Source organism: Nodosilinea sp. P-1105 (genome assembly GCF_012911975.1).
Lineage (GTDB): Bacteria > Cyanobacteriota > Cyanobacteriia > Phormidesmidales > Phormidesmidaceae > Nodosilinea.
This window is the reverse complement of the sequence record NZ_SMDQ01000014.1, coordinates 39,248-62,989: the sequence shown is the minus strand read 5'-3', so window position 1 is coordinate 62,989 and position 23,742 is coordinate 39,248. Positions and strand designations below refer to the sequence as shown.

The following is a 23,742-nucleotide window of genomic DNA, read 5'->3' as shown; positions in this document are numbered from 1 at the left end:
GCACCAGATGTTGTCACTCTTTATAAAGAGTAATCACATTATAGGAATTTCACCGGTACCGTCTGGTATCCAATGACGCAATTGGCCAGAATAGTCCCTACATAGCATCCACATTAAAGCGATAGCCCATGGCCCAGGCAGGCATGACCCCAGCGACCTCAGCCGTCGATTTGCTCTACCCGCACCGTAAAGAACCGATCAAAAACGCCAATAGTATCAGCCTGGTAGGTGGGCAAAACCCCCTCCACCGGCAACCCCAGGGTGGTGCGGTAGAGGCTAAACAGACCCAGGTTATAGCGCTGGGTGCGATCGAGAATCATCTGTGGTGTCACCACCTGGGTAGTTTGTACTAAGTCCTCACAGGAGGTTCCCAGCATCGAGCCTAGGACTGGGGGTAGGTTGTCGCACAAATTACCACTGACATACTCGGTCAGGGTGCGGTAAGCATAGTCCCCATAGGCTTCGGGGCCAGGATTGGTGGCGACCATCCCCCCAGCCAAACCCGCCACAGCTAGACCCGTTATGGCACATCCTAAATTAAGCTTGGCCATCTTAACTCACCCAAAAACCCGTTTTACTAGTTTCTCTTTGCCCATCAATGCTATATTGAAAAACGCGATTATGGCGAGTGTAGCCAAGTGGTTAAGGCAGTGGATTGTGGTTCCACCATTCGAGGGTTCGATTCCCTTCACTCGCCCTGGTTAATTCAGTCCCTGGCTGATATAGCACTGTGTGCAAGGGCCCGGTAGATGGCGCAGGGGGCTTGGAGTGATATTCATGCTACGGTGCATCGGCAGCTCAAGGGGCGATCGCCATCCCAACCGTCAGCGGCGTTAATTCCCCCTGGGGCCGTCTGCCTGGTGGCGATATCCGGAGGGCAAGATTCTGTTTGCCTCCTGAAATTACTGGTGGACTTGCAGCCGAAATGGCATTGGCGGTTGCAGGCCATCCACTGTGACCACCGCTGGCGATCAGATTCCGCTGACAATGTCGCCTTTGTGGTTAACTTGTGTCACAGCTGGAGCATCCCCATCCAGGTGGTCACAGCCCCAGAACCGCTGCACACCGAGGCCGAGGCGAGGCAGTGGCGCTACCAGGTTTTTGAAACGGCGGCGATCGCCGATCAGGTGACCCATGTGGCCACGGGCCACACGGCCTCGGATCGGGCAGAAACCATGCTGTATAACCTATTACGAGGCAGTGGTAGTCAGGGGCTGCAAGCCCTGGCTCCCCAACGTTCCCTGAGTGACCAAAGTCCTCATATCCAGGTGGTTCGGCCTATTTTGTCATTGACTCGACAACAGACCATCACCTTTTGCCATCAGTTTGACTTACCCATCTGGGCAGATACCACAAACCAAAACCTCAGCTATACCCGCAACCGGATTCGCCTAGAACTGATGCCGTACTTGCAGCAGCACTTTAATCCCCAGGTGGAAACGACCCTCGCCCAAACCGCAGAGCTATTAACGGCAGAGGTCGCCCTGCTCGATCAGCTAGCTCAAACCCTTTACGACCAGACTGTGCATGCCGCTACAGATTTCCCAGGCTGGCGGATTCAGCGATCGCCATTACAGGCCGCCCCCCTGGCGTTGCAACGACGGGTGGTGCGTCAAGTGCTGCAGCAGGTCGTGGCCAGTGAAGTGAGCTTTAACCACGGAGAAAAGCTGGTTAGCCTGATCTATGCCCCCAACCGCAGTCAGACTGATCCATTTCCAGGGGGATGGCTTGCCCGGGTCGATACCGACTGGATTGTGCTGATCAGACCCCCCACCGCTAACCCTGGCCCTTAAACCCGATAACAAATCCTAGTTGTATACCCCCGAATCAAACCCTATACCGCTCAGGCTGAGCTTGTCGTTTCGCAAGCGACATGAAACACGAAGTGGCTCCCAAAGGGAGCAAGCCCTAACTTGTTTCGGGGTTTTGTGCATCGGATTTGGTATTAGTCACTAAATCAGTGATCTACACTGGGGAAAGCCGATACCAGCCGCAACCATGGCACCCTTATCTAGAACCTGGCAGCAACGACTGCACCACTTTAATCATCCGGTGGTGTGGGCTGCCGTTGTCGGACTAGGTCTCGTGATCGTGGTGGAGCACCTGCGGCCCACCCATATCGGGTACCATTCGCCGTCTTCCCCTACCCCGAGTCAGTCCGGTAGCGCCTCAACCCCATCCCCCAATCAGCTCATGCCCCTGGGTGAAGCAGCCCCTGTCCCCCTATCCAGCCCGGTTGAACAATCGCTGGCCGGCACCGCCTCTGGCCCCAATCAATCCCCACCCTGGTTAGAATCGGCCGATGCCACTCCCCCAGAACCGCTGCAGCTAGATCTGGGCAGCCCTGAGACCCAGGGCGTCCAGAGCCCCTTTGCTGATTATTTAGAACGGCGTCAGTTTCGGGTTGGTTCCCTGTCCCCACCCAGTCAAATACCAGATACAACAGCACCCACCCCCTTCGCGGAACGTCCTCCCCATAGTTTTGCCGGAACCGCTCCCGGGTCACAGGACAGAAACATGGCTAGTCCTAGCACCCCCCAGCCGGATACAGCGTCTTTCGATAGGGACCGTCGTCAGCCTGTTTTGCCCTCCTCCTCCAGAATCACGGGCTATACTCAACCGCCCAACCTCAACCAGCCGTCCCCCAGAAGTGCCCCCAGGAGTGGGACAGATGCCCTAAAACCTACCGCTCCCGCCCCCAGGGTGCATCCAGATGTGCCCATGGACCCTCAGCCTGCTCGCCGATCGACTGGCGTTGACCGTCTCCCGGCACCGCAGTCCCCAGATCACAACATCAATCCGGCTACCGCCCCGGTGGACTCAGTTCCCTTTACAGCCCCACGGGCTCCCGGTACCCATACAGGCGGGGGCCACATCGACACGCTTTCCAATCCTAACGAAGACTGGTAACCCAATCCGTTGGGCCGATCGCAGTGACATCCCAGATCATCCAGATAATAAGTAGTATTGAGAGGGAACCCTCTAATCCGGATTCGATTCTGGGTACGAGTCTTTGATTTGCTCAGGCTCAGGGCAGTCTTCGGCAATGTTAAGCTCCACATTGCCCCGGGGTACAACCGCCAGGCGCTGAGTAATTGTACCAATGCTTTCTAGGCGCACCATTTCTTCCCAAGAGCAAATTTCATCATCCTCTTCTGTCTCATAGCGGAGCGTAACTAAGTCCCCCTCTATGTCTAGAATCCGCGCGCGCTCGATCCAACGCTGCTGATCCCGTAAGAAAATCCATACTTCTCGACCATCACAGCAGAGTTGATAGATTTTGCGGCTTAGCATAGGTCGAGTCTCCTCAACAGGTAACATCAACGCTTGATTCCCTTGATTCATCAGTCTAGGCGATCGCTTAATGAGTCACCCTCTTGGGTAAACGATAATAGCCCTTAATGGCACTGAAATAAGATAAAACTAGCCCTGGCAAATCACTCAGGGCCTTAATCCGCTAAGGTGGGCACTGCCAGCCCTGTCACGGGAACCTAACGAAAGTCTGACTTTAGTTCTGACCACCAAAGGCGTTATTCCCTCTCTTATCAGTAGGTCCAGCATAGCAAAGTAGCTCAGGCTACGGTTGGCTGGCCTCAGTCTAGGCCATCTAACAATACCCCTGCTCTAGAGACCTGATTTAGCCCCATGTATGAGCCTGTCCAACAGTCTGAATCAGGTGTGGCAGACATGCACTTATGACCGCATCCCCAGGTCAATCATTACCAGCGCTATAGTGAACTTTGACCTTTCATTCCCTAGTATCCATGTTGCTGCACCTATGCACCTGGCCCGAGGTCGAAGCCTATCTGGCCCAATCGACCGGCATCATTATGCCCATTGGCTCCACAGAACAGCATGGTCCTACGGGGCTGATTGGCACCGATGCCATTTGTGCTGAGGCGATCGCCAAGGGGGTCGGAGACGCGACCAATGCACTGGTAGGCCCCACCATCAATGTGGGTATGGCCCTACATCACACCGCCTTCCCTGGCAGCATGAGCCTACGCCCCAGCACTTTGATTGCTCTGATCCAAGACTATGTTCTTCCCTTAGCCCGGTATGGGTTTACCCGCTTCTTTTTTATCAATGGCCATGGGGGCAACATTGCCACCCTAAAAGCCGCCTTTGCTGAAACCTACGCTGCCCTAGCCCAAGAGCAGGTTCCCCAAGCGCCCCAGGTGCGGTGTGTGGTCGCCAACTGGTTTATGGCCCAAGCGGTGCACGGGCTCGCCAAAACCCTGTATGGCAATCAGGAAGGCTCCCATGCGACCCCCAGTGAAGTGGCCTTAACTCAGTATGTTTACCCCGACCACATTAAACAGGCAGACCTCATCCCAGCGATCGCACCCTCAGGCCACGCGATTTACAGTCCCACCGATTTCCGTCAACACTATCCCGATGGGCGGATGGGATCGAACCCGGCCCTAGCCACCCCTGAGCACGGCAAGCAACTGTACGAGGTGGCTGTCAAAGCTTTGAGCAATGACTATCTACAGTTTTTGTCGGCTTAGGCAATGTCTGGATAACAAAATACCACCGCTAGAACGCCGGTACAGAAACCCGGTTTCTGGGGTAGAAGGCCAGTCATGTCGTTAGAGCAGCGACGAAGAAACCGGGTTTTTAGCCATACTGTACCGATGCTCTAGAGGGAAAATCCTGCCTGGAAATTGCCTAAACAAAAGGGGACGACTCTGGCGAGAGCCGTCCCCTCAGGGTACTTAGGTGATGTCTGGAAAGCTTTCTTATCAATTGGTAGGCACAGCCCATTCTATGAAAGCTGCGGATGGACACGGGCACACCCCTTTGCCCATCCTACGCAGAGGGAAAATCTTTCCTGGAAATGTCCTTAGACCTCTTCTAGACGACCGTAGAATATCCCTTGAACCTTGATATCCACAGGCTCAGCCGTACCCATGTCAGTGTCAGAGGGTTGTTCGGCCTCAAAAGTACCCGCAATTTCACCACTGTAGGCGTCAATCTTAGACACTCTGAGGGAAATGTGACCCTGGCCTATGTCGAAGGCCTTAGTGTTTTCCTTGACGTACTCTTCGCTGTCACCGCTGGCGGGAAGAGCAACGGCGGTGTCATAGCCTGTTGCTAAGCCACGACCTTTAGGATCCAAAAAGTTGGAGGTTCGGTAGGAAGGTACCGTATAGTCCCCTTCGAAGTCAGTGGAGGTGGTAATGGCATTGAGCCCAGGCTGGGATTCAGCGACTAAGCCTTTCACCGTAAACAGGAAAGGTTCCTGCTGACCGCCAGGCAACTGTACCGTGGTGGCCTGGAAATCCATGCCACCGGTCTCAGAGAACAGCAGGCTACCATCCGACTGCAATGTCAGGTCGCCCCGCACCTGATCTAGGCTAGTGGTGTAGCGGGTCAGCACCTTGCCGGGAACGTAAGCCGCCTCTTGGCGCTTAGACGTAGGCTCTTCTTTAACGAAGTAAGCTGTGGGTTCGATACACATGCCTACCAACTGATAGCGCTTATCAGGGTCTAGTTCTAAGCTGCCCCGGGTCATTTCTGATAACTGGGGACACTTGTTGGCTAGGCCGGTGTTTCGAATTTGGTCATAGGTTAACGGCACACTACTGGTGGGACTGGGCGCTTTGCTACAGGCTGTCAGCACACTCAGGCAGATGGCCAAGAACGCAACTATAAGGGCGCGATACCTCATGGTCTACCTCAAATCAGTATGTAAAATGACTGTCAAATTATTGAATAATGCGACAGATTGTGGCTCTGGGCTGTTGGTAGGCGTCGGCAGATTAAACCTCATCCAAGTCCAGACGTGGAGTGTTGCCAGTGGGAACCCTCCAGATCTTGAGCTGGACCTGGCACAGCTGAAATACTCTTAGCCAGTAGAGCCTCAAGTAAGCATTCTACATGGCTTTGCGCCCCTTTCTTAGAATCTGCCAGACATTGCCGCTGTGGTCCTGAAGATTCATTCTCAAGCAGACTACAGGGGATGGGGCCAAGGTCCAGAAGCGACCACTAGACAAAGATCCTGTGGCTTCTCAGCAGATTCCTGAAAAAGACAAAAGGAGATATTAAGGTATATGAAGCTGTCTCAGGATAGGGTTGGACGGCCTTCGCCTGATGCTCAAAATTCTGGTCGTCAACGTAGCGTTTGCATAAGTTGTGAGTAAGCTATGGTGGGGTTTCCTTTAGGACTTGCTATAAAAGACCTGTCGAGTAACGCGCCCTGCATGGATAACTTTTCCGCTACCGCTTCTCCTTTGCCGGATGATCTAGTCAAACTGGCTGCACTGATTGACCAGGCCGCAACCGCCCGCCAGGGGAATACGGTGGCGTTGCTGGCATTGCTACGGCTGTTAGAAGATCGCCACCGAGATGTCTGCGACACCTTCTTTCGAGACGCCTTACCCGACAACCGACACAACTTATATAGCCTGCTGCGGGATATTGAGTTGAATGGCGGTTGGCCCTATATTCAGCGCATGAAGCTGCGATCGCTCTTAGCCCAAATGGATGAAGCTGAATGGGGAACATTTAGCGACCAAACCAATTCTCCTACCGTTGATTAAGGACAGTGCTAAACTCAGGCATGTTTAACCCTCGGCCCCACGCTCTACGATCCCGTCTTCGTCGCTATCTCAGGCCCCTAGCGGTTCAGATCCTGGCCTTGGCGGCTGGGATAGCGGGGCTGGGGGTATTGCCTATGGCCACGGGTGGGGCGGTAGATTTAAATGCCTATTGCCAGGTCAGCCAAGAGTCAGCTCTGGCTAAGGAAGCACTTCGCAAAGCGGCTTTTGATGGCGATACCACAGCTCAACAGCAATACGAGATCGTAGTCCGCCAGCATAACGACGCCTTACGCCGCTGTCGCAGTCAAACCTGGCCTCGGCAACAGGCGGTTTGGCTACGACTGTACCCCTGTGATTTACAGCCAGGGGTACTGGAAGCAGTGCTCGATCGCATTATTAACCTGGGCTACAACGAAGTTTATGTAGAAGTGTTCTACGGTGGTCAGGTGCTGCTACCCCAGGCGGACAACCCCACCGTCTGGCCTGCCGTTGTGCAAAAAGCAGGCTACGAGCGCCGGGATCTATTCGCTGAAGCGATTGAGAAGGGTCGGCAGCGGGGGCTCAAGGTAGATGCTTGGGTATTTACCCTTAACTTTGGCTATTCCTATGGGCTGCGCGCCGACCGAGAGCATGTGCTGGCGCTAAATGGCCGGGGGCAAACCACCTATACCTATGCCAAATCGGGGGCTTCCAGCAACCCCGACGAGGTGTTTATCGACCCCTATCATCCCCAGGCCCGGGCTGACTATGCCCAGCTCCTAGAGGCGATCGCGCGGCGACAGCCTGACGGCATCCTGTTTGACTATGTGCGCTACCCCCGGGGGGTGGGGCCCAACTCTGTGGCTGACAGTGTAGATGACCTCTGGATCTACGGTCAGGCATCCCGAGATGCTCTATTTCGCAGAGCTACCAACCGCCAGGGGCTAGAGCTGATTCGTCGCTATATTAGCCGAGGCCATCTAGTCGATCGCGATATTCAAGATGTCCGTGACCTCTACCCCGATGAACCCGAGCCCCTTTGGCAAAGTCGCACCCCCTCTCCCCCCTTGGAAAATGGTGCCGCCCGGCCATCCCCCGCTACCCTCAGACCTCGGTTGCAGGCGGAGCTATGGCAGTTAACCGTGGCTCACGCCGTCCAGGGGGTGGTTGATTTCTTAGACGTCGCTGGAGAACAGATGCAGCGTCACAACATTCGGGCCGGGGCAGTGTTTTTTCCAGATGGCAACCAACTGGTGGGCACAGGGGGCTACGACTCACGCTTACAGTATTGGGACCGTTTCCCGACTACCATGAGCTGGCATCCCATGGCCTACGGGGTCTGCGGCCATACGGGCTGTATTTTAGATGGGGTGCGGCGGGTGTTAACCATGGCTCCTAGCAATTCCACCCCGCCCGTTGTGCCTGCCCTGGCCGGTATTTGGGGCCAAGCCACCTATAACCGCCCGGCCCTGGAAACCCAGATGGAGGCCCTACGCCGGGCCGCGCCTGAAATTAACGCCGTTAGCCACTTTGCCTATTCCTGGCAAGATCCAGAGTTCGACCGGGTGCGCAAGTTTTGCTCTCTGTAGGGTCAGTTGATACTAGGGTCAGTTGATACGAAGTACGCCAATTCCTCGCCTTCAAGATAGTCTCGGCTGACCTTGATGCCCTGCTCACAGGCGCACCTGTGCCAGTAACCCATACTGGCTAAGGCTTTGATCCGCAGAAGCATCGTTGTGACGCAGCTTCTACAAGCCGTCCTTGACTGACTTATCAGGACATTCAGGAAATTCTATAAATTGCGACGTTAAATTGCGGCGATCGCATCCACAGCCAGACTGCTATGGTTTACTATAGACTTATGTGGATACAATGACTTCCTGCCATTGATTCAGCTAAATCTTGTTTTTTGGGTGTTGGCGGATGCATCACAACCCGTATGCGCCGCCAGCCAAGATAGTTATACAGCCTGGCTGACGGTGATGGGATGCCGGAAAGGTTCCTGAGCCCAGGGTTCTGCCCTGCTTCTGGTGCCCTGACAAGCGGTCGGCAGCGGTGACTATCATGGTGATATTTATCCCCCTGGTCTTTATCTGTTCCTTTGTCCAAGCCTTGTCACCGAGTGCTTATGCTTCACGCCTGTGTTTATGCCACCATTCTGTTGGGTTTCTTTGGTCTCATCTTCAAAGAGAACTTGGTGATGAAAATCATTGCCATGGATGTGATGAGCACCGGAGTCATTGCTCTGTTTGTGTTAGTGGCCGCTAGAGAGGGGATTCGGACACCAATTGTCTCGGTGATGACTCCTCGAAACTTCGCCGACCCGGTTCCCCAGGCGGTGATTTTGACTGCCATTGTGATTGGGTTTTCGATTCAGGCACTGATGCTGGTAGGGGTGATGAAACTGGCACGGGATAACCCCACCCTGGAAATTCGCGAAATCGAAAAGGGGTATCGGCCGTGACCACCTGGACTGTTGTTTGGATGGCCTTGCCGTTTTTTGTGGGGTTTAGTGTCTATCTACTACCCCATGGCGATCGCCTTTTGGCCCTGGGTGTTGCATTGGCCTCTGTCGCCTATGGGATCATCCTGTTTCTGCAGCCTGTCTCCTTAGAGCTGCAATTCCTCGACAGCTTCGGAGTGACCCTGCTGGCCGACAACTTGAGTGCTTGGTTTATCCTCACCAACGCCTTGGTGACTACCGCCGTCATCGTTTACTGCTGGGATCAGAGCAAACCTGATTTTTTTTACATCCAGCTAGTGATGCTCCATGGCAGCGTCAATGCCACCTTTATCTGTGCTGATTTGATTAGCCTGTATGTGGCCCTAGAGTTAGTCGGCATCACCACCTTTTTACTCATTGCCCTGCCTCGCCAGGATCAGACCCTGTGGGTGGGCCTCCGCTATCTATTTATTAGCAATGTGGCCATGCTGTTCTACCTGATGGGGGCGGTACTGGTTTACCAGGCCCATCAGTCTTTTGCCTTTGAGGGATTGCGGGGGGCTCCAGCAGAGGCCCCGGCCTTAATATTGATGGGTCTACTGACTAAGGGCGGCATTTTTGTATCTGGATTATGGCTGCCCGCGACCAACACCGTCGCTGATAGTCCCGTGGCTGCCATGATGTCTGGGGCAGTCGAAAAAGCAGGGGTTTTTCCCCTCCTGCGGTTTGCCCTGATGCTAGACGAGTTTGAGCCGATCATCCAGATTTTTGGGATAGCCACGGCCCTGTTGGGGGTTGCCTATGGGCTGGTCGCCACCGATGCCAAGCGGGTACTGGCGTGTAGTACGCTGTCTCAACTGGGCTGGTTGTTGGTGGCTCCAGCGGTGGCGGGCTTTTATGCCCTGGCCCATGGCCTCGCCAAGGCCAGTTTATTTCTAACGGTGGGTCAGTTGCCCGAACGAGATATCACTACCCTGCGCCAGCAACCCATGGCGACGGCCCTGTGGCTACCGCTGACCCTGGGCGGCCTTTCCATGTCAGGCATGCCAGGCCTGGTCGGGTTTGGCGCTAAAGTGCTGACCCTAGATTCAGTGTTGCCCTGGCAATCAGCAGCCATGAATGGGGCGGCGGCAGGCACGGCGGCGGTGTATGCCAAGTTCATTTTTTTGCCCCATACAGCCGACGCTTCAGCCCCTAAGCAGGCGCCCCCTCAGCCGGGTTACTGGGCGGCTTCGCGACTACTGCTGGGGGGGGTGGTCCTGGGCAGTGCCGTGCACCTGGAGGCCTATACCTGGCCAGATGTAGCGAAAGTATTGGCCTTTTTGGCCGGAGGCTGGTTAGCGTATGGAGGGCTGCGGCGATCCCTAAGGTTACGATTACCTGTCGTACTAGAGGAAATGGACCATTTGATTGGCGGAATGAGTGTCATGCTGGTGGTGCTGTTTTGGATGGTGTGGTCATGGTCAATGGCTTAAGCCGATCGCCCCGGCAGCAGCCCTGGGCGTTGCCCCAGCCAGGACTAGCCCTGGCCTTTAAATCGCTCTGTCAATGGGGGTGCCCATGATTGCGTTTACGGTTCTGTGGGTTACCGTGCCCTTTCTACTCGGGTTTGGGATTTACTTGCTCCCCCGGGGCGATCGCCTGCTTACCCTGGGCGGCACCCTGGTATCCATCGCCTACGCCACCACCCTATTTTTGCAGGCGGCCCCCCTGGACCTGCACCTACTGGATAGCTTTGGGGTGACGCTGCTGGCCGATAATCTCAGTGCCTGGTTCATTCTGACCAATGCCCTGGTCACTGCAGCGGTGATTCTCTACTGCTGGGAGACCGGTAAGTCAGCCTTTTTCTATATCCAGGTGATTATCCTCCATGGCAGCATCAACGCCACCTTTGTCTGTGCCGACTTTATCAGCCTATATGTGGCCCTGGAAGTCATCGGCATAGCCGCCTTCTTGCTGATTGCCTATCCCAGGGGCGATCGCTCCCTGTGGGTAGCCCTGCGCTATCTGTTTGTCAGCAACACAGCCATGTTGTTCTACCTGGTGGGGGTGATTTTGGTCTACCAAACCCACACCTCATTTGCCTTTAGCGGGCTGCATGGAGCCCCACCCGAAGCCCTGGCGCTGATTTTGGTGGGGCTGCTCACCAAGGGAGGGGTGTTTGTCTCGGGTCTTTGGTTACCCCTGACCCACTCAGAGGCAGAAAGTCCAGTATCGGCCCTGCTATCGGGGGTGGTGGTGAAGGCAGGGGTGTTTCCCCTGGTGCGCTGCGCCTTGCTGGTGGAGGAATTAGACCCATTAGTGCGCCTATTTGGGGTAGCGGCCGCCCTATTAGGGGTGGTGTACGCCCTGGTTGAAACCGATGCCAAGCGGGTGCTGGCTTGCAGTACCCTCTCGCAGATGGGATGGGTGTTGGCCGCCCCAGAGGTGGCTGGCTTCTATGCCCTGGCCCATGGGCTAGCAAAAGGGGCTCTTTTTTTGACCGTTGGCAACTTGCCTAGCCGTGATTTGAGGGTGTTGCGGCAGCAGCCCATTTACACCAGTCTGTGGCTGCCGCTGACGGTGGCTGGCCTCTCCATGTCAGGGTTTCCAGGGTTAGTCGGCTTCGCGGCCAAATTTTCCACCCTCAAGCACGCGTTTCCCTGGCAAGTGATCGCCCTGAATGTGGCGGCCACAGGGACAGCCCTCGTCTATGCCAAATTTATCTTTTTGCCCCACCAGTCAAATCAGCCCAGGGGCGGCTGGGCCTCGGCCAAACCAGGGTTGTGGATGGCGTTGACGCTGCTGATTGGTGGCCTGGTGGTGGCCAATATAGGGTTCCTAGGGGCTTATACCTGGGGCAATGGGCTGAAGGTACTGGCGATTATCGCTGGTGGCTGGCTGATTAATGAAGGGGTGATTCAGCGCACTGGCTTCAGCCTGTCCCAGAGCCTAGAAGCCTTCGAGCATCTAATCGGGTTTATGAGCTTGATGTTGATTGTGTTGTTTTGGATGGGGTGGTCATGGCTGGCTATCTAAACCTACTGCTGCGATTAGCGATCTGGTTTTTGCTCACGGCCGACCTGAGTTGGGCCAACATTTTAATTGGAGTTACGGTGGCGATTTTGCTACCCCGGGGGGCGAGCAACCCTGGAAGGTTGAAAGATTGGCTGCAGACCCTGGGGGAGGTCGTTGTGGCGATTCCCCAGGCCTATGCCGAAGCCTTTGAAATCATGCTGCGCCCCCATCGCTATGAGGTGGTGACCGTGGATCGCGCTAAACCACGTCGCAGTCCCAGTTTAATCTTTCTGGATATTTTTCTGATTACCTTTACCCCTAAAACCATTGTCCAACACTATCGAGAACAGGGCTGGTATGAAGTCCACCGCATTCAACGGAGGCCAAACCCATGACAGCTGTGCTAATGGCAATGATTGCGGCGTTGCTGATTCCTATGGTGGAGGCATTTCAGGATGAGGATATTTGGCAACGGATGTTGGCCTTTGCCAGTATTGCCACCAAAACATCGGTGATGATTTTAGTGGTGTCGGTAATGCGGGATGACTGGATGATCGGGGTGGTGGGGGTGCTGATCCTGAGTGTGGGCAATGCCGCCCTGATGCTGCTGGCCCACGTCATTCGACGACTGAGTGAGGTAATGGAGGAATATTGATGGTTAACGTCCTCAGTTATGTCTGTATCGTGATTGGCCTGGTGTTTTGGTTTTGGGGCACCTGGCCCCTATTGGGTCGCCGTTCCGTCTTGTTCAAGCTGCATGGTCTGTCGGTAGCCGACACCCTAGGATCCATGGCGATCGTCGTCGGACTGCTGCTGCGCATTCCCCACGAGTGGCCATTGCTGGTGCTGGGGTTAATTTCTTTGGCCATTTGGAACACAGTCCTAGGCTATGTGCTGGCCTACTGCTCGACTCAGGAGGACAGCTATGAGCCATAGTGCTATCACCGACAGTTATATCTACGTGATTATGGCACTGCTGCCCCTGGCAGCCTTGATGTTAGTGATTCAAACCAGCCCTTATCAGGCTTTGGTGATTCGCGGCATCTTAGGGGCTGTAGCTGCCCTAATTTATGCGGTATTAGGGGGGGCTGACGTGGCCCTGACCGAAGCCCTGGTGGGGACCATGCTGGCGATTACCCTATACGCGGTGGCGGTGCGGTCATCGTTGGTGATGCGGTTAGGGGTGCTGTCAGGGGAGGAAGTCAGGAAAAATCTGCACTGGCGACCACTGTTAACTTACCTACGAGCCCTGCTTAATCGCTACCACCTGCGATTAGAACTAGTGACCTATGACGATGTTGAGACACTACACCAGGCGCTCAAGACGAAAGACGTCCATGGCACCTGTGTGGTTTTTGGACCGACTGAGGCAGGCCACTATCCTGATGAGGCGCTGTCAGATGGGCATGGCAGCCCTAACCCTGTGCCTGTCGATACCCCCGAGTCCCCCTACCTGATTACCCTGCGGGTGCCCCGCCTCTATGAGATTTTCACGACCGAGCTGCCCCCAGTGATGGCTCAAGTCCAAGCGCTGGGAGACGATGGGCTAGATGATCTTGGGACTGGCGACTTGCAGCCGGTTCTGGCAGATGCCTCACCCCTAACGGAGGATGACTAGGTATGAAATGGGTTTATGTGGTGGCAGGGATGCTGCTCTTTGTGAAAATGTTGGTGCTGCCCGATCCGGTGGCGGCAGGATCTGACGTGTCGATCGCAGAAGCCATCGTCTCAGACAGCGCCGTACCCAATGCCGTCTCCGGCATTATTTTTCGCAATCGGCTCTACGACACCATTTTTGAGGTGGTGGTGTTTTCCATCGCCATTATGGGGGCAAAGTATCTGCTGGCTGACGAGACCCCAGTGGCCTCTTTTTACCGTTTCACCGATGAACCCTCTGTGGTGCTGGCCCGGCTGGGGGCAACCATTGCTGCCCTGGTTAGCATCGAACTGGCCATTCGCGGCCACCTGAGCCCTGGGGGTGGGTTTGCCGCTGGGGTGGCAGGAGGAACGGCCATTGGCCTAATTGCGATTACCGCCGCCTCTCCAGAGTGGATGCAGGCCATCTACGAACGCTGGCGGGCCGCCGCTTGGGAAAAGGTGTCGGTGCTGATTTTCATTCTTTTAGCTGTGTTTACCCTGGTGGGAGGAGAATGGCCGCCTGGGGCTTTTGGCACCCTGCTCAGTGGGGGCATCATTCCCCTGTTGAATGTGCTGGTGGCCCTCAAAGTTGCCCTGGGTTCCTGGGCGGTCATCTTGCTATTCATCCGCTACCGAGGCCTCTTGTAAGGCCGATCGCGTTCAGCCAAGATGGGACTGCGAGACCATTTCGGCCATGGGGATCCTGACGGCAATGATCCCAACATCAAGGTGGCCCAGGCGGGTTATCCTTGATTCCACGACGGTACTCACCGCCTACGTCGATCGGTAGCGCATCGTTACAGTATGTCAAGATCCCAGGGTTCTTGGGCTGATTAGCCAGGAATTTGGGGCTATCCGAGCGCAGAACCCTGGGATCTGTGTCGGCGTTCTAGCGCCAGCATCCTGGGCGCTTTCTTTGGGCTTCTAGCTTCTTTTTTCGTTCCTTAAGCAGCCATTTCACTATCCTGAGCAATACTGCCCTGGCGAATCGCCCGCTCCAACAGCAGATTCAGGACTGTGCGCACCGCAATAATGGCCGTCAACTGGGCAAAATCTTCCCACTGACTGGAAATGGTAGTTTTCAAAATACTGGCCCCAATCAAAAAGCTCAGCCCCAGGGAAAACGAATAGCTCATGGCTAGGCGGCTACTTTGGAACGCGTTACTCGCCTGTCGCCGAACCAGACCATCGCCCACATAAATGACCAAAGCCCGCATCACCCCCAAGAAGATAATTAACAACGCCAGCAGCTGGCATACGCTAATCATCAGGCTGTTGAGGATGCGGACGGTGCTCGCCACGTCCTGGCTTAAGAGTTGAATCGTCATAAAGGTGGTCAGGTTGGATGTTCGCTAGGATGGCCTTGACCTATATGGTACCGTTCCGCCATGGTGTCTACCCTGCCCGCCGCCCCCTGGCCAGCATCACTGCCTGCGGCCCCCACCTTCCCTGGCCTTGGCCCCTGGCTCAACACCATAGGCTACGCCAAAGACTCCCTGGGGTTTGCTGGTCGACTATTCCAACAGCATGGCCCCATCGTCTCTCTGGCGGCTGGGGGCGGCACCAATTTCTACTCCCCCCTGCCAGACTGTCCAGGCACCGTGATCGCCTGCGGCCCTGAGGTGGTGAAGCAGGTGGCCCTCAACCATGACGTTTTCCATAAGTTTCCCTTGACTGGGGTGCTCCACCGCTATCGCGATCGTAGCGATCGCACCACCGGCCTGCACAATTTTGTCGTGGGGCTATTTGGCGTCAACGGCCTCCAACACCTACAACATCGACGGCTGATGATGCCCGCCTTTCACCAGCGGCAAATCGAAGCCTATCGAGATGACATGGTGGCGATCACCGCCGACATGCTCGACCGGGTGCCCTTGCATCAGCTCTTCGACGTGGCCACCCTGATGCGACTGCTGACCCTGCGGATTGCTACCAAAACCCTATTTGGCTACGACATGGGCGAATCGGGCGGAGAACTAGGCCAACTCCTGCAACAGCTCTTATCCATGCTAGGTAGCCTGGGAGTGCTGATGCTGCCCTATGACCGGCCTGGTCTGCCGTTTCACCGATTTTTGAATCGGATACATGACTACGAGCGGGCGATGGACAAGCTAATTGCCCAAAAGCGTCAACAGGCGAACCCAGCCCACGACATGCTAGCCCTGTTAATCCAGGCGAGGGATGCTGACACCGGTCTTACCCTTAGCCAGTCAGAGCTCCTAGGCCACATTGGCGTGCTGTTTGCCGCTGGCCATGAAACCAGCGCCAATGCCCTGACCTGGACCCTGATGCTACTGTCTCAACATCCCCAGGTGGCGAGTAAGTTGCTCTGCGAACTGACCACCGTGCTCCAGGGGACTGCCCCCACCCTAGACCAGCTGAAGCAAATGCCTTATCTGGATGCCGTGGTCAAAGAGTCTTTGCGGATCATTACCCCTGTTCCCTGGAATGGTCGGGTGCTGGCCCAGCCGACCCAAATGTTGGGCTATGATCTGCCTGCGGGTACCGAAATTATGGTCAGCTTGTACCATACTCACCACCAGGCCAACCTATACCCCGAACCAGAGCAGTTTGATCCCCAGCGTTGGTTCTCCATCGCCCCTAGCCCTTACGAATACGTCCCCTTCAGTGCCGGGCCACGCACCTGTATCGGAGCCACCTTCGCCATGGTGGAAATCAAAGTGGTGTTGGCGATGCTGTTACAGCGCTACCGCCTACAACTGCGGCCCCACACTCGGATCGATCGGGCTGGGTTTATCGTTCTTTCGCCGAAAGGGGGACTTCCCATGGTGGCCTATCCCCAGGATGGCTCCTTTATGGCAACTGAAACAGTGACCGGGACGGTTAAGCAGATGGTGCACTGGTGAGCCCCAGGCTAAAAGCACCCAGATGTACAAGACTTAACAATCTACCCCAACCCTAGACGAGGCTATTTACAGTCTCTTGAGGTTCAAGCCGCAAATGGACAGAATTACTTCAAGTTATGTGAGGAAATATCTTGCTTTGTTGTGTTAGGTTAACTGACTGAGGCAACTCAACGTCTGCTGAAATCCACGCTTGATTGTCATGAGGTGGCTTTAATGGATCTCACAGTAACCCTCGGTATGGTAGCTGGTGCTCTCACGACCTTGGCCTACTTGCCCCAAGTGATCAAAATTTGGCGGACAAAGTCAGCCGACAGCTTATCCTGGGCCATGTTACTAGTGCTCTGTGCTGGCGTTTCTCTGTGGCTGGTCTATGGCATGTACGTGCACGACACCCCGTTGGTAATGGCCAATCTGGTCACCCTGATGCTGTCTTCCATTATTTTGGGCTTAAAAATTAGCTATGAGGCTCTGCCCCGTCTGCAAAATCGTCCCCGCATTTTTGCTTGGGGGTGGCGGCGTTAGGGTTGGCTTTAGGCTATGTAGCCCCCTTAGTCTAGAAAAACTAATCTCGCCAACCCTTAAAATAAGGGTTTGTCGATAGAGCAGGTACATCATGACCGTCCGCGTTCGCATTGCCCCCAGTCCCACCGGGAATCTGCACATCGGTACCGCTCGCACCGCTGTCTTTAACTGGTTATTTGCCCGCCACCAAGGGGGACAGTTCATTATTCGGATTGAAGACACTGACGAAGACCGGTCGAAGCCAGAATTTACCGACAATATCTTAGAAGGGCTAACTTGGTTGGGGCTGACCTGGGATAAGGGGCCATTCTTTCAATCCCAACGACTGGATTTATATCGCCAGACGATCCAGACTCTGTTAGATAAGGGGTTAGCTTATCGGGCCTACGATACCCCGGCAGAGTTAGAGGCCATGCGCAACACCATGAAAGCAAAGGGCCAGGCTCCCCGCTACGACAACCGCCATCGCGACTTAACCCCTGAGCAACAGGCGGCTTTTGAAGCCGAAGGACGTCCAGCGGTGATCCGCTTCAAAATTGACGATAGTCGCACCATCACCTGGAAAGATCTAGTGCGGGGTCCCATGTCCTGGCAGGCTAGCGATCTAGGGGGCGACATGGTGATTGCCCGAGCTGCGTCCAAAACCACCATTGGCCAGCCTCTCTATAACTTGGCGGTGGTGGTGGATGATATGAATATGGCGATTACCCATGTGATTCGTGGGGAAGACCACATCGCAAATACGGCCAAGCAAATTTTGCTCTACGAAGCCCTAGGGGCTAATGTGCCTGAATTCGCCCATACGCCACTGATTTTGAACCAAACTGGCCAAAAGCTGTCTAAGCGGGACGGGGTCACCTCCATTTCCGACTTTCAGAAGATGGGGTTTGTGGCCCCGGCCCTAGCCAACTACATGACGCTGCTGGGTTGGTCGGCCCCCGATGGGCAAGAACTGTTTACCCTGGCGGAGGCGGCCAAAGTCTTTAGCTTCGATCGCGTCAATAAAGCAGGGGCCAAATTTGACTGGGACAAACTGGACTGGCTCAATAGCCAGTACTTGCACAGTATGGAGCCTGAGGCGTTGTTAGAGCTGGTGCTGCCCTTCTTGCAGGGGGCAGGCTATGGTGTTGATCTAGACCACGATCGCGATTGGTTGTTGCCCCTCATGGCCCTGATTGGCCCCAGCCTGACCCGGCTTACTGACGCGGTTGACCAAAGTCGCTTCTTTATCGCCAAGACCGTCGATGTCACCGAGGCAGCCAAAGCCCAACTCCAACTGCCAGGGGTGGCCGATGTGATGGCGGCCGTTCTGTCAGCTCTCACCGCTGGGGACCCCTTGGACACCCCGGCAGCACTCAAGGGGGTGGTAAATCAGGTGACGAAGGCCCAAGGGGTGAAGAAAGGATTGGTGATGAAGTCACTGCGGGCGGCCCTAATGGGGGCACTCCAGGGGCCAGACCTGATGGACTCCTGGCTGATTTTACGCCAACGCCAGTTTGATCTACCTCGGCTGCAGCAGGCCCTAGGGATTGCCAAGGCGGATTAAAGGGTGACAGCGGCCAATTTTGGCCTAGGGGATCGCCCCTCGCGGCGATCCCAGCTTGTAAATTTGCCCCAGTTCATCAGATTACGTTACATTAAGTAAAGATTCATCTCATATTTTTGGATAGATAGGTGGTTCTGCTCATTAAAAACTATGGTTTTGCCGTTTTCCAGGCATGATGGACGTATGTATGAACCATCAAGGCCAACCTGGGTGACTGAAGATACTGTGCTTTAGCCAACCTAATTTAAAGATTGAACTTAAATAGTAATAGTGAGCCGGAAATAGTGAGCCGGATGGTTCGGGCCGCTTTGCCCACCACCCTATAGCAAACCCATCTTTGCACGTCGTGAATAGAGGCCATTGGTTATGAAACTTTCGTGGAGAGTCGTATTACTCTGGACCCTGCCATTGTTGGTGATTGGGTTCTTTCTCTGGCAGGGAGCCTTTTCCTCTGCCCCTGCTGACATGGGGCGCAATGCGGCAAATACCCGTCTGACCTATGGCCGCTTTCTAGACTATCTAGACGCTGGACGGGTCACCGCTGTTGATTTGTACGATAGTGGCCGTACCGCCATTGTGGAAGCTGTAGATCCAGAGCTGAATGATCGAGTCATGCGCTGGCGAGTGGATCTACCCGGCAACTCCCCAGACCTGGTCAGTCGGCTACGGGACGCCAATATTAGCTTAGATTCCCATCCGCCCCGGAATGACGGCGCCTTAGTCGGGGCCCTCGGCAACTTGTTGTTCCCGCTCCTATTGATTGGGGGTCTGTTCTTTTTGTTCCGCCGTTCTGCCGGTGGTGCTGGTGGACCTGGCCAGGCCATGAATTTCGGTAAGTCTAAGGCTCGCTTCATGATGGAAGCTAAGACTGGCATCATGTTTGACGATGTCGCCGGCATCGACGAAGCCAAAGAAGAACTACAGGAAGTGGTTACCTTTCTGAAAAAGCCCGAGCGCTTTACCGCCATTGGGGCTCGCATTCCTAAGGGGGTACTGTTAGTCGGCCCTCCCGGTACTGGTAAAACCTTGCTGGCAAAAGCGATCGCAGGGGAAGCCGGGGTTCCTTTCTTCAGTATTTCCGGCTCTGAATTTGTGGAAATGTTCGTAGGGGTGGGTGCCTCTCGGGTGCGCGACCTGTTCAAGAAGGCCAAAGAAAATGCCCCCTGTATCATCTTTATCGATGAGATTGACGCCGTTGGCCGCCAGCGGGGCGCTGGCATTGGCGGCGGCAACGACGAGCGGGAACAGACCCTCAACCAGTTGCTAACCGAGATGGATGGCTTTGAGGGCAACACCGGCATCATCATCATCGCCGCCACCAACCGAGCTGACGTGCTGGATTCTGCCCTGTTGCGTCCCGGCCGCTTTGACCGGCAGGTGATGGTTGATCCCCCCGATATCAAGGGGCGCCTGGGTATTCTGGAGGTACACGCCCGCAACAAAAAACTGTCGGATGATATTTCCCTAGAAACCATTGCCCGTCGTACCCCTGGCTTTACCGGTGCTGACCTGGCCAACCTACTGAACGAAGCCGCAATTCTGACGGCGCGACGGCGCAAAGAGGCGATCACCATGGCAGAAGTGGATGACGCTGTGGATCGGGTGATTGCCGGGATGGAAGGCACTCCCCTCGTGGATAGCAAGAGTAAGCGGCTGATTGCTTACCACGAAATTGGCCATGCCATGGTGGGTACCCTGGTCAAAGATCACGATCCGGTACAAAAAGTGACGCTGATTCCTCGTGGTCAGGCCCAGGGGTTGACCTGGTTTACCCCCAGCGAAGAGCAAATGCTGATTTCCCGCTCCCAAATTATGGCTAGGATCACTGGAGCGTTGGGGGGCCGCGCCGCCGAGGATGTAATCTTTGGCGATGCCGAAGTCACCACCGGGGCCGGCAATGACCTGCAGCAGGTGAGCAACATGGCTCGCCAGATGGTGACCCGGTTTGGCATGTCTGACTTGGGGCCTCTGTCCTTAGAAAGTTCCCAAGGGGAGGTCTTCCTGGGTCGCGACTGGCTGTCCCGCTCAGAATATTCTGAGGAAGTGTCATCTCGCATTGATGAGCAGGTGCGCTCGATTGTGGAACACTGCTACAACGAGGCCAAGGGGATCATGCAGGACAACCGAGCCGTGATCGATCGGTTAGTGGATTTGCTGATTGAAAAAGAAACGATCGACGGCGATGAGTTCCGTCAAATCGTGTCGGAATATGCCGTTGTGCCTGAAAAGCCTCAGTTTGCACCCCAACTCTAACCCTTAGACCCTAGCCAGACCTCCGAGGTTTTCAAAAACCTCGGAGGTCTTGTAGTAACCCGATGCCCCGTCCCACCCTCTACCTCTCAATTACCAACCACGGTTTTGGCCATGCCACCCGTACCGCCTCGATCGCCGCTACGGTCCAAGCCCTGTGCCCCGAGGTTGACATCATCATGGCCACTACGGCCCCCCAGTGGCTGTTGCAGGGATATTTAACCGCCGCCTTTGAGTATCGCCCGGTGTCGGTAGATTTGGGAGTAGTGCAGCCCGACAGTTTGACCATGGACTTGCCGGCCACCCTGGCCAAACTCCAGCACATCCAGGCTCACCAGGAGCAGATTGTGGCGGCCGAGGCGACTTATCTACGACAGCGGGGGGTGACATTAGTCTTAGGGGATATTCCCCCCCTGGCCCCAGCGATTGCCCATGAGGCTGGGGTGCCCTGTTGGCTGGTTAGCAACTTTGGCTGGGACTTTATCTACCGAGATTGGGGGGGCGAATTTGAGGCGATCGCCGACTGGATTGGTACGTGTTTTAGCCAGTGCGATCGCCTGTTTCGCCTCCCCTTCCATGAGCCGATGGCGGCCTTCCCGGTCATCGAAGACGTCGGCTTAACCGGCGGTTCCCCCCGTTTTGCCCCGGAGGACTTGCGCCGTCGCTGGCAGCTGACCGTCCCCCAAGCACGCACCGTCCTACTGACCTTTGGCGGCCTAGGGCTGCAAACCATCCCCTACCAAGGGCTAGTGGCTTTCCCCCACTGGCAGTTTCTCACCTTTGACCAAAACGCCCCTGATTTACCCAATTTGTTTAAGGTGCCCAAGCTCGGATTCCGCCCCGTGGATGTCATGCCCCTGTGCAGCCAGGTGGTATCAAAGCCAGGCTTTAGCACCTTTGCCGAAGCCTGCCGTTTAGATCTGCCCATTACCACCATCACCCGTAACACCTTCGCCGAAGGTCCCGTACTGGTCAACGCCATGCAGGATCATAGCTGGCATCGGGTACTTACCCCCGAGGCCTTTTTCCAAGGGCAGTGGCAGTTCTTGCAAGAGCCGCTCTCGCCCCCCCGCACAGCTAACCCACTGGCCAAAGACGGCAACCAGACCATTGCCCAGGCAATCGTCGATTACCTGATCACAGCTTAGGCGACGTCCAGACCTGAAGCTCCCTGCTGAATCTAGCGACCGTAGCTGTTTTAGGGCAGACACGCTATCCCTAGCAATTGTCCAGACCTAATCCTTTGTTGGTGAGTAACCCAAAATGAGGTTTTGCTGGGGATTGTAGCAGTTTCTATCAGCCTGTATGAGTTGTCTGCCAACTGGCTATGATGGCAAATGGGATGTTTAAGGATATCAATTGTGATTAAGTACCCAGTCGTTGCTGTGCTAACGGGTTGTATCACCCTTGTGGGACTGCCGCAGACGATGGCGGAGCAGGCCATGGAGAATGTGGGAGCAGCCCCCGGGGTAATTTCCTTTGCGACGCCAGAAGGGGTGTTTCTCATTCGGCCCGATGGGGCAGACCGTCAGCCGTTGACCCAAAACAGCGATACCCCCTATAACGCCCTGGCCTGGTCGGCGGATGGCCAACAACTCGCTGTAGTAGAGGGCCAAGACCAGGTAACCCTGGTGAATTTAGAGACTGGCTCATCAACCCCAATTTTTTCCAGCCAGTGTACCGGGTCACCAGCGATCGCCGTGCGGTGGCAGCAGCCTGCCCAAACCCTGGTCATTGGTCAACAGTGCGATCAAACTGCCTCCAACGCCTCAGGGCAAACCGATCTGTGGCTGACTGAACCCGGTGGTCCAATGACCAGCGTTGCCTTACCGGCAGACCTGGCCTCAGATCTATACCTTTCCCCTGACGGCACTCAGGTCGCCTATGTGGCGGGTGAGCATGTCTATGTCGCTGCTGTGAATGGCGATAATAGCGACGGCAACCCTCCCCGCCGAATTTCCCAGACGCCAGGCAACTACGGAGCCGCTGGTAGCCCTTTAGCCTGGTCGCCCGATGGCCGTCAACTGGCTGTCTACGAAGGGGCCTACCCCTTCCAGCGGATTCATCTGGTACAGGGGGATGGCACTGACCAGCAGCTCTTAACCCCGAATCCAGACTTCCAAATTTACCGCAGCCGTTTGCACTGGTCCCCCGATGGCAACGTCCTGGCCTTTTACCAGCCTTTTGATCCCCCTTTCAGCAATCAAGAAGTAATTGCCCTGATTGATATTGAGACCCAAACGGTCGAATCACTGACGGGACCTGGGTTCTTTAGTGGGTTAAGCTGGTCCCCTGATAGCCAGCAACTGGTCTTTGCCTTTGGCGAGGAGATCAATCAACAGGCGTTGTTTTTGCTAGATTTGCCTAGCCGCGACTATACCACCCTCACCTCTGAGGCATTTCAAGCGATACTCGACAGCCACTGGAGCCCCCATGGGGACTGGATCGCCTTTACAGCCACCCCAATCGGCGATGAGCTAGGCACGCAAGTGTTGCATGGGGTACGCCCCGATGGCAGCGACTTCTCTGCCCTGACAGCCCCTGACGAGTATGTCTATCCCTTCGCCTGGGTGCCGATGCCTTAACCGTAATGCTCAGTCAATCTGATGATGATAGGTTCTGCGACCTGGAGTTCACTGTCAGCCGTGAGCCGTAAACCGTGAACCCTGATAGCTCTTTGTCAATTTGTAACTAAGCTGTAACGTATGTAAGCAGGGTCTGATGATTACTAAAGAACAGATAGCTGAAACCCTTCGTCAAGACACAGATTTGACTCAAGGAAGTGACTACAACATTTCGCAATCTAATCGCTCAACTGTTTGTACTCAGAGGGCTCTTGATGTCTTGATTAACAAATTCGGTGAAGAAGCGCTTAAGGAAGTTGAAGGTCCAGATATCTTTACTAGAGTGCAGTGTGATTACTAACTGCTGCCTGAGCTAGATTGAATCATCCAC

The 23,742-nt window shown here is 55.2% G+C and carries 24 protein-coding genes and 1 tRNA gene; 21 read left to right on the top strand and 4 right to left on the bottom strand.

From position 1 onward, the window contains the following. Positions 1 to 158: 158 nt before the first annotated feature. Positions 159 to 551 (bottom strand): DUF4359 domain-containing protein, encoded by a 393-nt coding sequence (locus E1H13_RS08750; RefSeq protein ID WP_169613030.1) that lies wholly within the window; start codon positions 549 to 551, stop codon positions 159 to 161. Between the two features lie 73 nt (positions 552 to 624). Between E1H13_RS08750 and E1H13_RS08745 the strand changes: the two genes are divergently transcribed. The 3 genes from E1H13_RS08745 (at position 625) to E1H13_RS08735 (ending at position 2,910) form a co-directional block, all read left to right on the top strand. Next, positions 625 to 697 (top strand) — tRNA-His (locus tag E1H13_RS08745). Between the two features lie 52 nt (positions 698 to 749). Further along, positions 750 to 1,793 carry a tRNA lysidine(34) synthetase TilS gene (gene tilS / locus E1H13_RS08740; protein WP_169613029.1) on the top strand — a complete coding sequence of 348 codons (1,044 nt, stop codon included), beginning with the start codon at positions 750 to 752 and terminating at the stop codon, positions 1,791 to 1,793. 205 nt (positions 1,794 to 1,998) lie between these two features. Continuing rightward, complete coding sequence (locus E1H13_RS08735; RefSeq protein WP_169613028.1) at positions 1,999 to 2,910, top strand: hypothetical protein; 912 nt, start codon at positions 1,999 to 2,001, stop codon at positions 2,908 to 2,910. Positions 2,911 to 2,982: 72 nt separating this feature from the next. Here E1H13_RS08735 and E1H13_RS08730 read toward each other — a convergent pair whose 3' ends face one another. Further along, on the bottom strand, positions 2,983 to 3,294 hold the full coding sequence (locus tag E1H13_RS08730) for a DUF6679 family protein (protein ID WP_169613027.1): 312 nt from the start codon (positions 3,292 to 3,294) through the stop codon (positions 2,983 to 2,985). A gap of 470 nt (positions 3,295 to 3,764) precedes the next feature. Between E1H13_RS08730 and E1H13_RS08725 the strand changes: the two genes are divergently transcribed. Continuing rightward, the gene (locus E1H13_RS08725; protein WP_169613026.1) at positions 3,765 to 4,511 is read left to right on the top strand and encodes a creatininase family protein; all 747 of its coding nucleotides are present in this window, start codon (positions 3,765 to 3,767) and stop codon (positions 4,509 to 4,511) included. Positions 4,512 to 4,846: 335 nt separating this feature from the next. Here the strand turns inward: E1H13_RS08725 and E1H13_RS08720 are convergent, their stop codons facing one another. Continuing rightward, on the bottom strand, positions 4,847 to 5,674 hold the full coding sequence (locus E1H13_RS08720; RefSeq protein WP_169613025.1) for a photosystem II manganese-stabilizing polypeptide: 828 nt from the start codon (positions 5,672 to 5,674) through the stop codon (positions 4,847 to 4,849). A 532-nt stretch (positions 5,675 to 6,206) separates the two neighbouring features. Between E1H13_RS08720 and E1H13_RS08715 the strand changes: the two genes are divergently transcribed. From E1H13_RS08715 to E1H13_RS08670, 10 genes are all read left to right on the top strand, one after another. After that, entirely contained in the window at positions 6,207 to 6,545 is a 339-nt protein-coding gene (locus tag E1H13_RS08715) for a hypothetical protein (protein ID WP_169613024.1), read from the top strand. Positions 6,546 to 6,565: 20 nt separating this feature from the next. Further along, the gene (locus tag E1H13_RS08710) at positions 6,566 to 8,113 is read left to right on the top strand and encodes a family 10 glycosylhydrolase (protein ID WP_169613023.1); all 1,548 of its coding nucleotides are present in this window, start codon (positions 6,566 to 6,568) and stop codon (positions 8,111 to 8,113) included. Positions 8,114 to 8,652: 539 nt separating this feature from the next. Beyond that, a complete protein-coding gene (locus tag E1H13_RS08705) occupies positions 8,653 to 8,988 on the top strand; it encodes a cation:proton antiporter subunit C (protein ID WP_169613022.1) in 336 nt (111 codons plus the stop codon). Further along, entirely contained in the window at positions 8,985 to 10,442 is a 1,458-nt protein-coding gene (locus E1H13_RS08700; protein ID WP_169613021.1) for a cation:proton antiporter, read from the top strand. Before E1H13_RS08705 ends, E1H13_RS08700 begins: the two co-directional genes overlap by 4 nt. Positions 10,443 to 10,527: 85 nt before the next feature. Next, positions 10,528 to 11,985, top strand: a complete 1,458-nt coding sequence (locus E1H13_RS08695; RefSeq protein WP_169613020.1) for a cation:proton antiporter — start codon at positions 10,528 to 10,530, stop codon at positions 11,983 to 11,985. After that, positions 11,970 to 12,359: a Na+/H+ antiporter subunit E gene (locus E1H13_RS08690; RefSeq protein ID WP_169613019.1), complete on the top strand. Its 390-nt coding sequence runs from the start codon at positions 11,970 to 11,972 to the stop codon at positions 12,357 to 12,359. Before E1H13_RS08695 ends, E1H13_RS08690 begins: the two co-directional genes overlap by 16 nt. Then, positions 12,356 to 12,619 carry a hypothetical protein gene (locus E1H13_RS08685; protein ID WP_169613018.1) on the top strand — a complete coding sequence of 88 codons (264 nt, stop codon included), beginning with the start codon at positions 12,356 to 12,358 and terminating at the stop codon, positions 12,617 to 12,619. The genes E1H13_RS08690 and E1H13_RS08685 overlap by 4 nt, the downstream gene beginning before the upstream one ends. After that, positions 12,619 to 12,900, top strand: a complete 282-nt coding sequence (locus E1H13_RS08680) for a monovalent cation/H(+) antiporter subunit G (protein WP_169613017.1) — start codon at positions 12,619 to 12,621, stop codon at positions 12,898 to 12,900. Before E1H13_RS08685 ends, E1H13_RS08680 begins: the two co-directional genes overlap by 1 nt. 4 nt (positions 12,901 to 12,904) lie before the next feature. Continuing rightward, entirely contained in the window at positions 12,905 to 13,582 is a 678-nt protein-coding gene (locus tag E1H13_RS08675) for a DUF4040 domain-containing protein (RefSeq protein ID WP_169613069.1), read from the top strand. 2 nt (positions 13,583 to 13,584) lie between these two features. Continuing rightward, positions 13,585 to 14,250: a Na(+)/H(+) antiporter subunit B gene (locus E1H13_RS08670; RefSeq protein ID WP_169613016.1), complete on the top strand. Its 666-nt coding sequence runs from the start codon at positions 13,585 to 13,587 to the stop codon at positions 14,248 to 14,250. A 296-nt stretch (positions 14,251 to 14,546) separates the two neighbouring features. Here E1H13_RS08670 and E1H13_RS08665 read toward each other — a convergent pair whose 3' ends face one another. Then, positions 14,547 to 14,930, bottom strand: a complete 384-nt coding sequence (locus E1H13_RS08665; protein WP_169613015.1) for a DUF1622 domain-containing protein — start codon at positions 14,928 to 14,930, stop codon at positions 14,547 to 14,549. A 60-nt stretch (positions 14,931 to 14,990) separates the two neighbouring features. On the opposite strand from E1H13_RS08665, the gene E1H13_RS08660 reads away from it, so the two are divergent. From E1H13_RS08660 to E1H13_RS08630, 7 genes are all read left to right on the top strand, one after another. After that, the gene (locus E1H13_RS08660; protein WP_169613014.1) at positions 14,991 to 16,469 is read left to right on the top strand and encodes a cytochrome P450; all 1,479 of its coding nucleotides are present in this window, start codon (positions 14,991 to 14,993) and stop codon (positions 16,467 to 16,469) included. Between the two features lie 213 nt (positions 16,470 to 16,682). Next, positions 16,683 to 16,991, top strand: a complete 309-nt coding sequence (locus E1H13_RS08655) for a SemiSWEET transporter (protein ID WP_169613013.1) — start codon at positions 16,683 to 16,685, stop codon at positions 16,989 to 16,991. Positions 16,992 to 17,082: 91 nt separating this feature from the next. Further along, on the top strand, positions 17,083 to 18,537 hold the full coding sequence (gltX, locus tag E1H13_RS08650) for a glutamate--tRNA ligase (protein WP_169613012.1): 1,455 nt from the start codon (positions 17,083 to 17,085) through the stop codon (positions 18,535 to 18,537). Between the two features lie 366 nt (positions 18,538 to 18,903). Then, entirely contained in the window at positions 18,904 to 20,790 is a 1,887-nt protein-coding gene (ftsH2, locus tag E1H13_RS08645) for an ATP-dependent zinc metalloprotease FtsH2 (RefSeq protein WP_169613011.1), read from the top strand. 62 nt (positions 20,791 to 20,852) lie between these two features. Beyond that, positions 20,853 to 21,935: a glycosyl transferase gene (locus tag E1H13_RS08640; RefSeq protein ID WP_169613010.1), complete on the top strand. Its 1,083-nt coding sequence runs from the start codon at positions 20,853 to 20,855 to the stop codon at positions 21,933 to 21,935. Between the two features lie 213 nt (positions 21,936 to 22,148). Further along, complete coding sequence (locus tag E1H13_RS08635; protein ID WP_169613009.1) at positions 22,149 to 23,372, top strand: LpqB family beta-propeller domain-containing protein; 1,224 nt, start codon at positions 22,149 to 22,151, stop codon at positions 23,370 to 23,372. A 136-nt stretch (positions 23,373 to 23,508) separates the two neighbouring features. Then, complete coding sequence (locus tag E1H13_RS08630; RefSeq protein WP_169613008.1) at positions 23,509 to 23,712, top strand: hypothetical protein; 204 nt, start codon at positions 23,509 to 23,511, stop codon at positions 23,710 to 23,712. Positions 23,713 to 23,742: the final 30 nt, after the last annotated feature.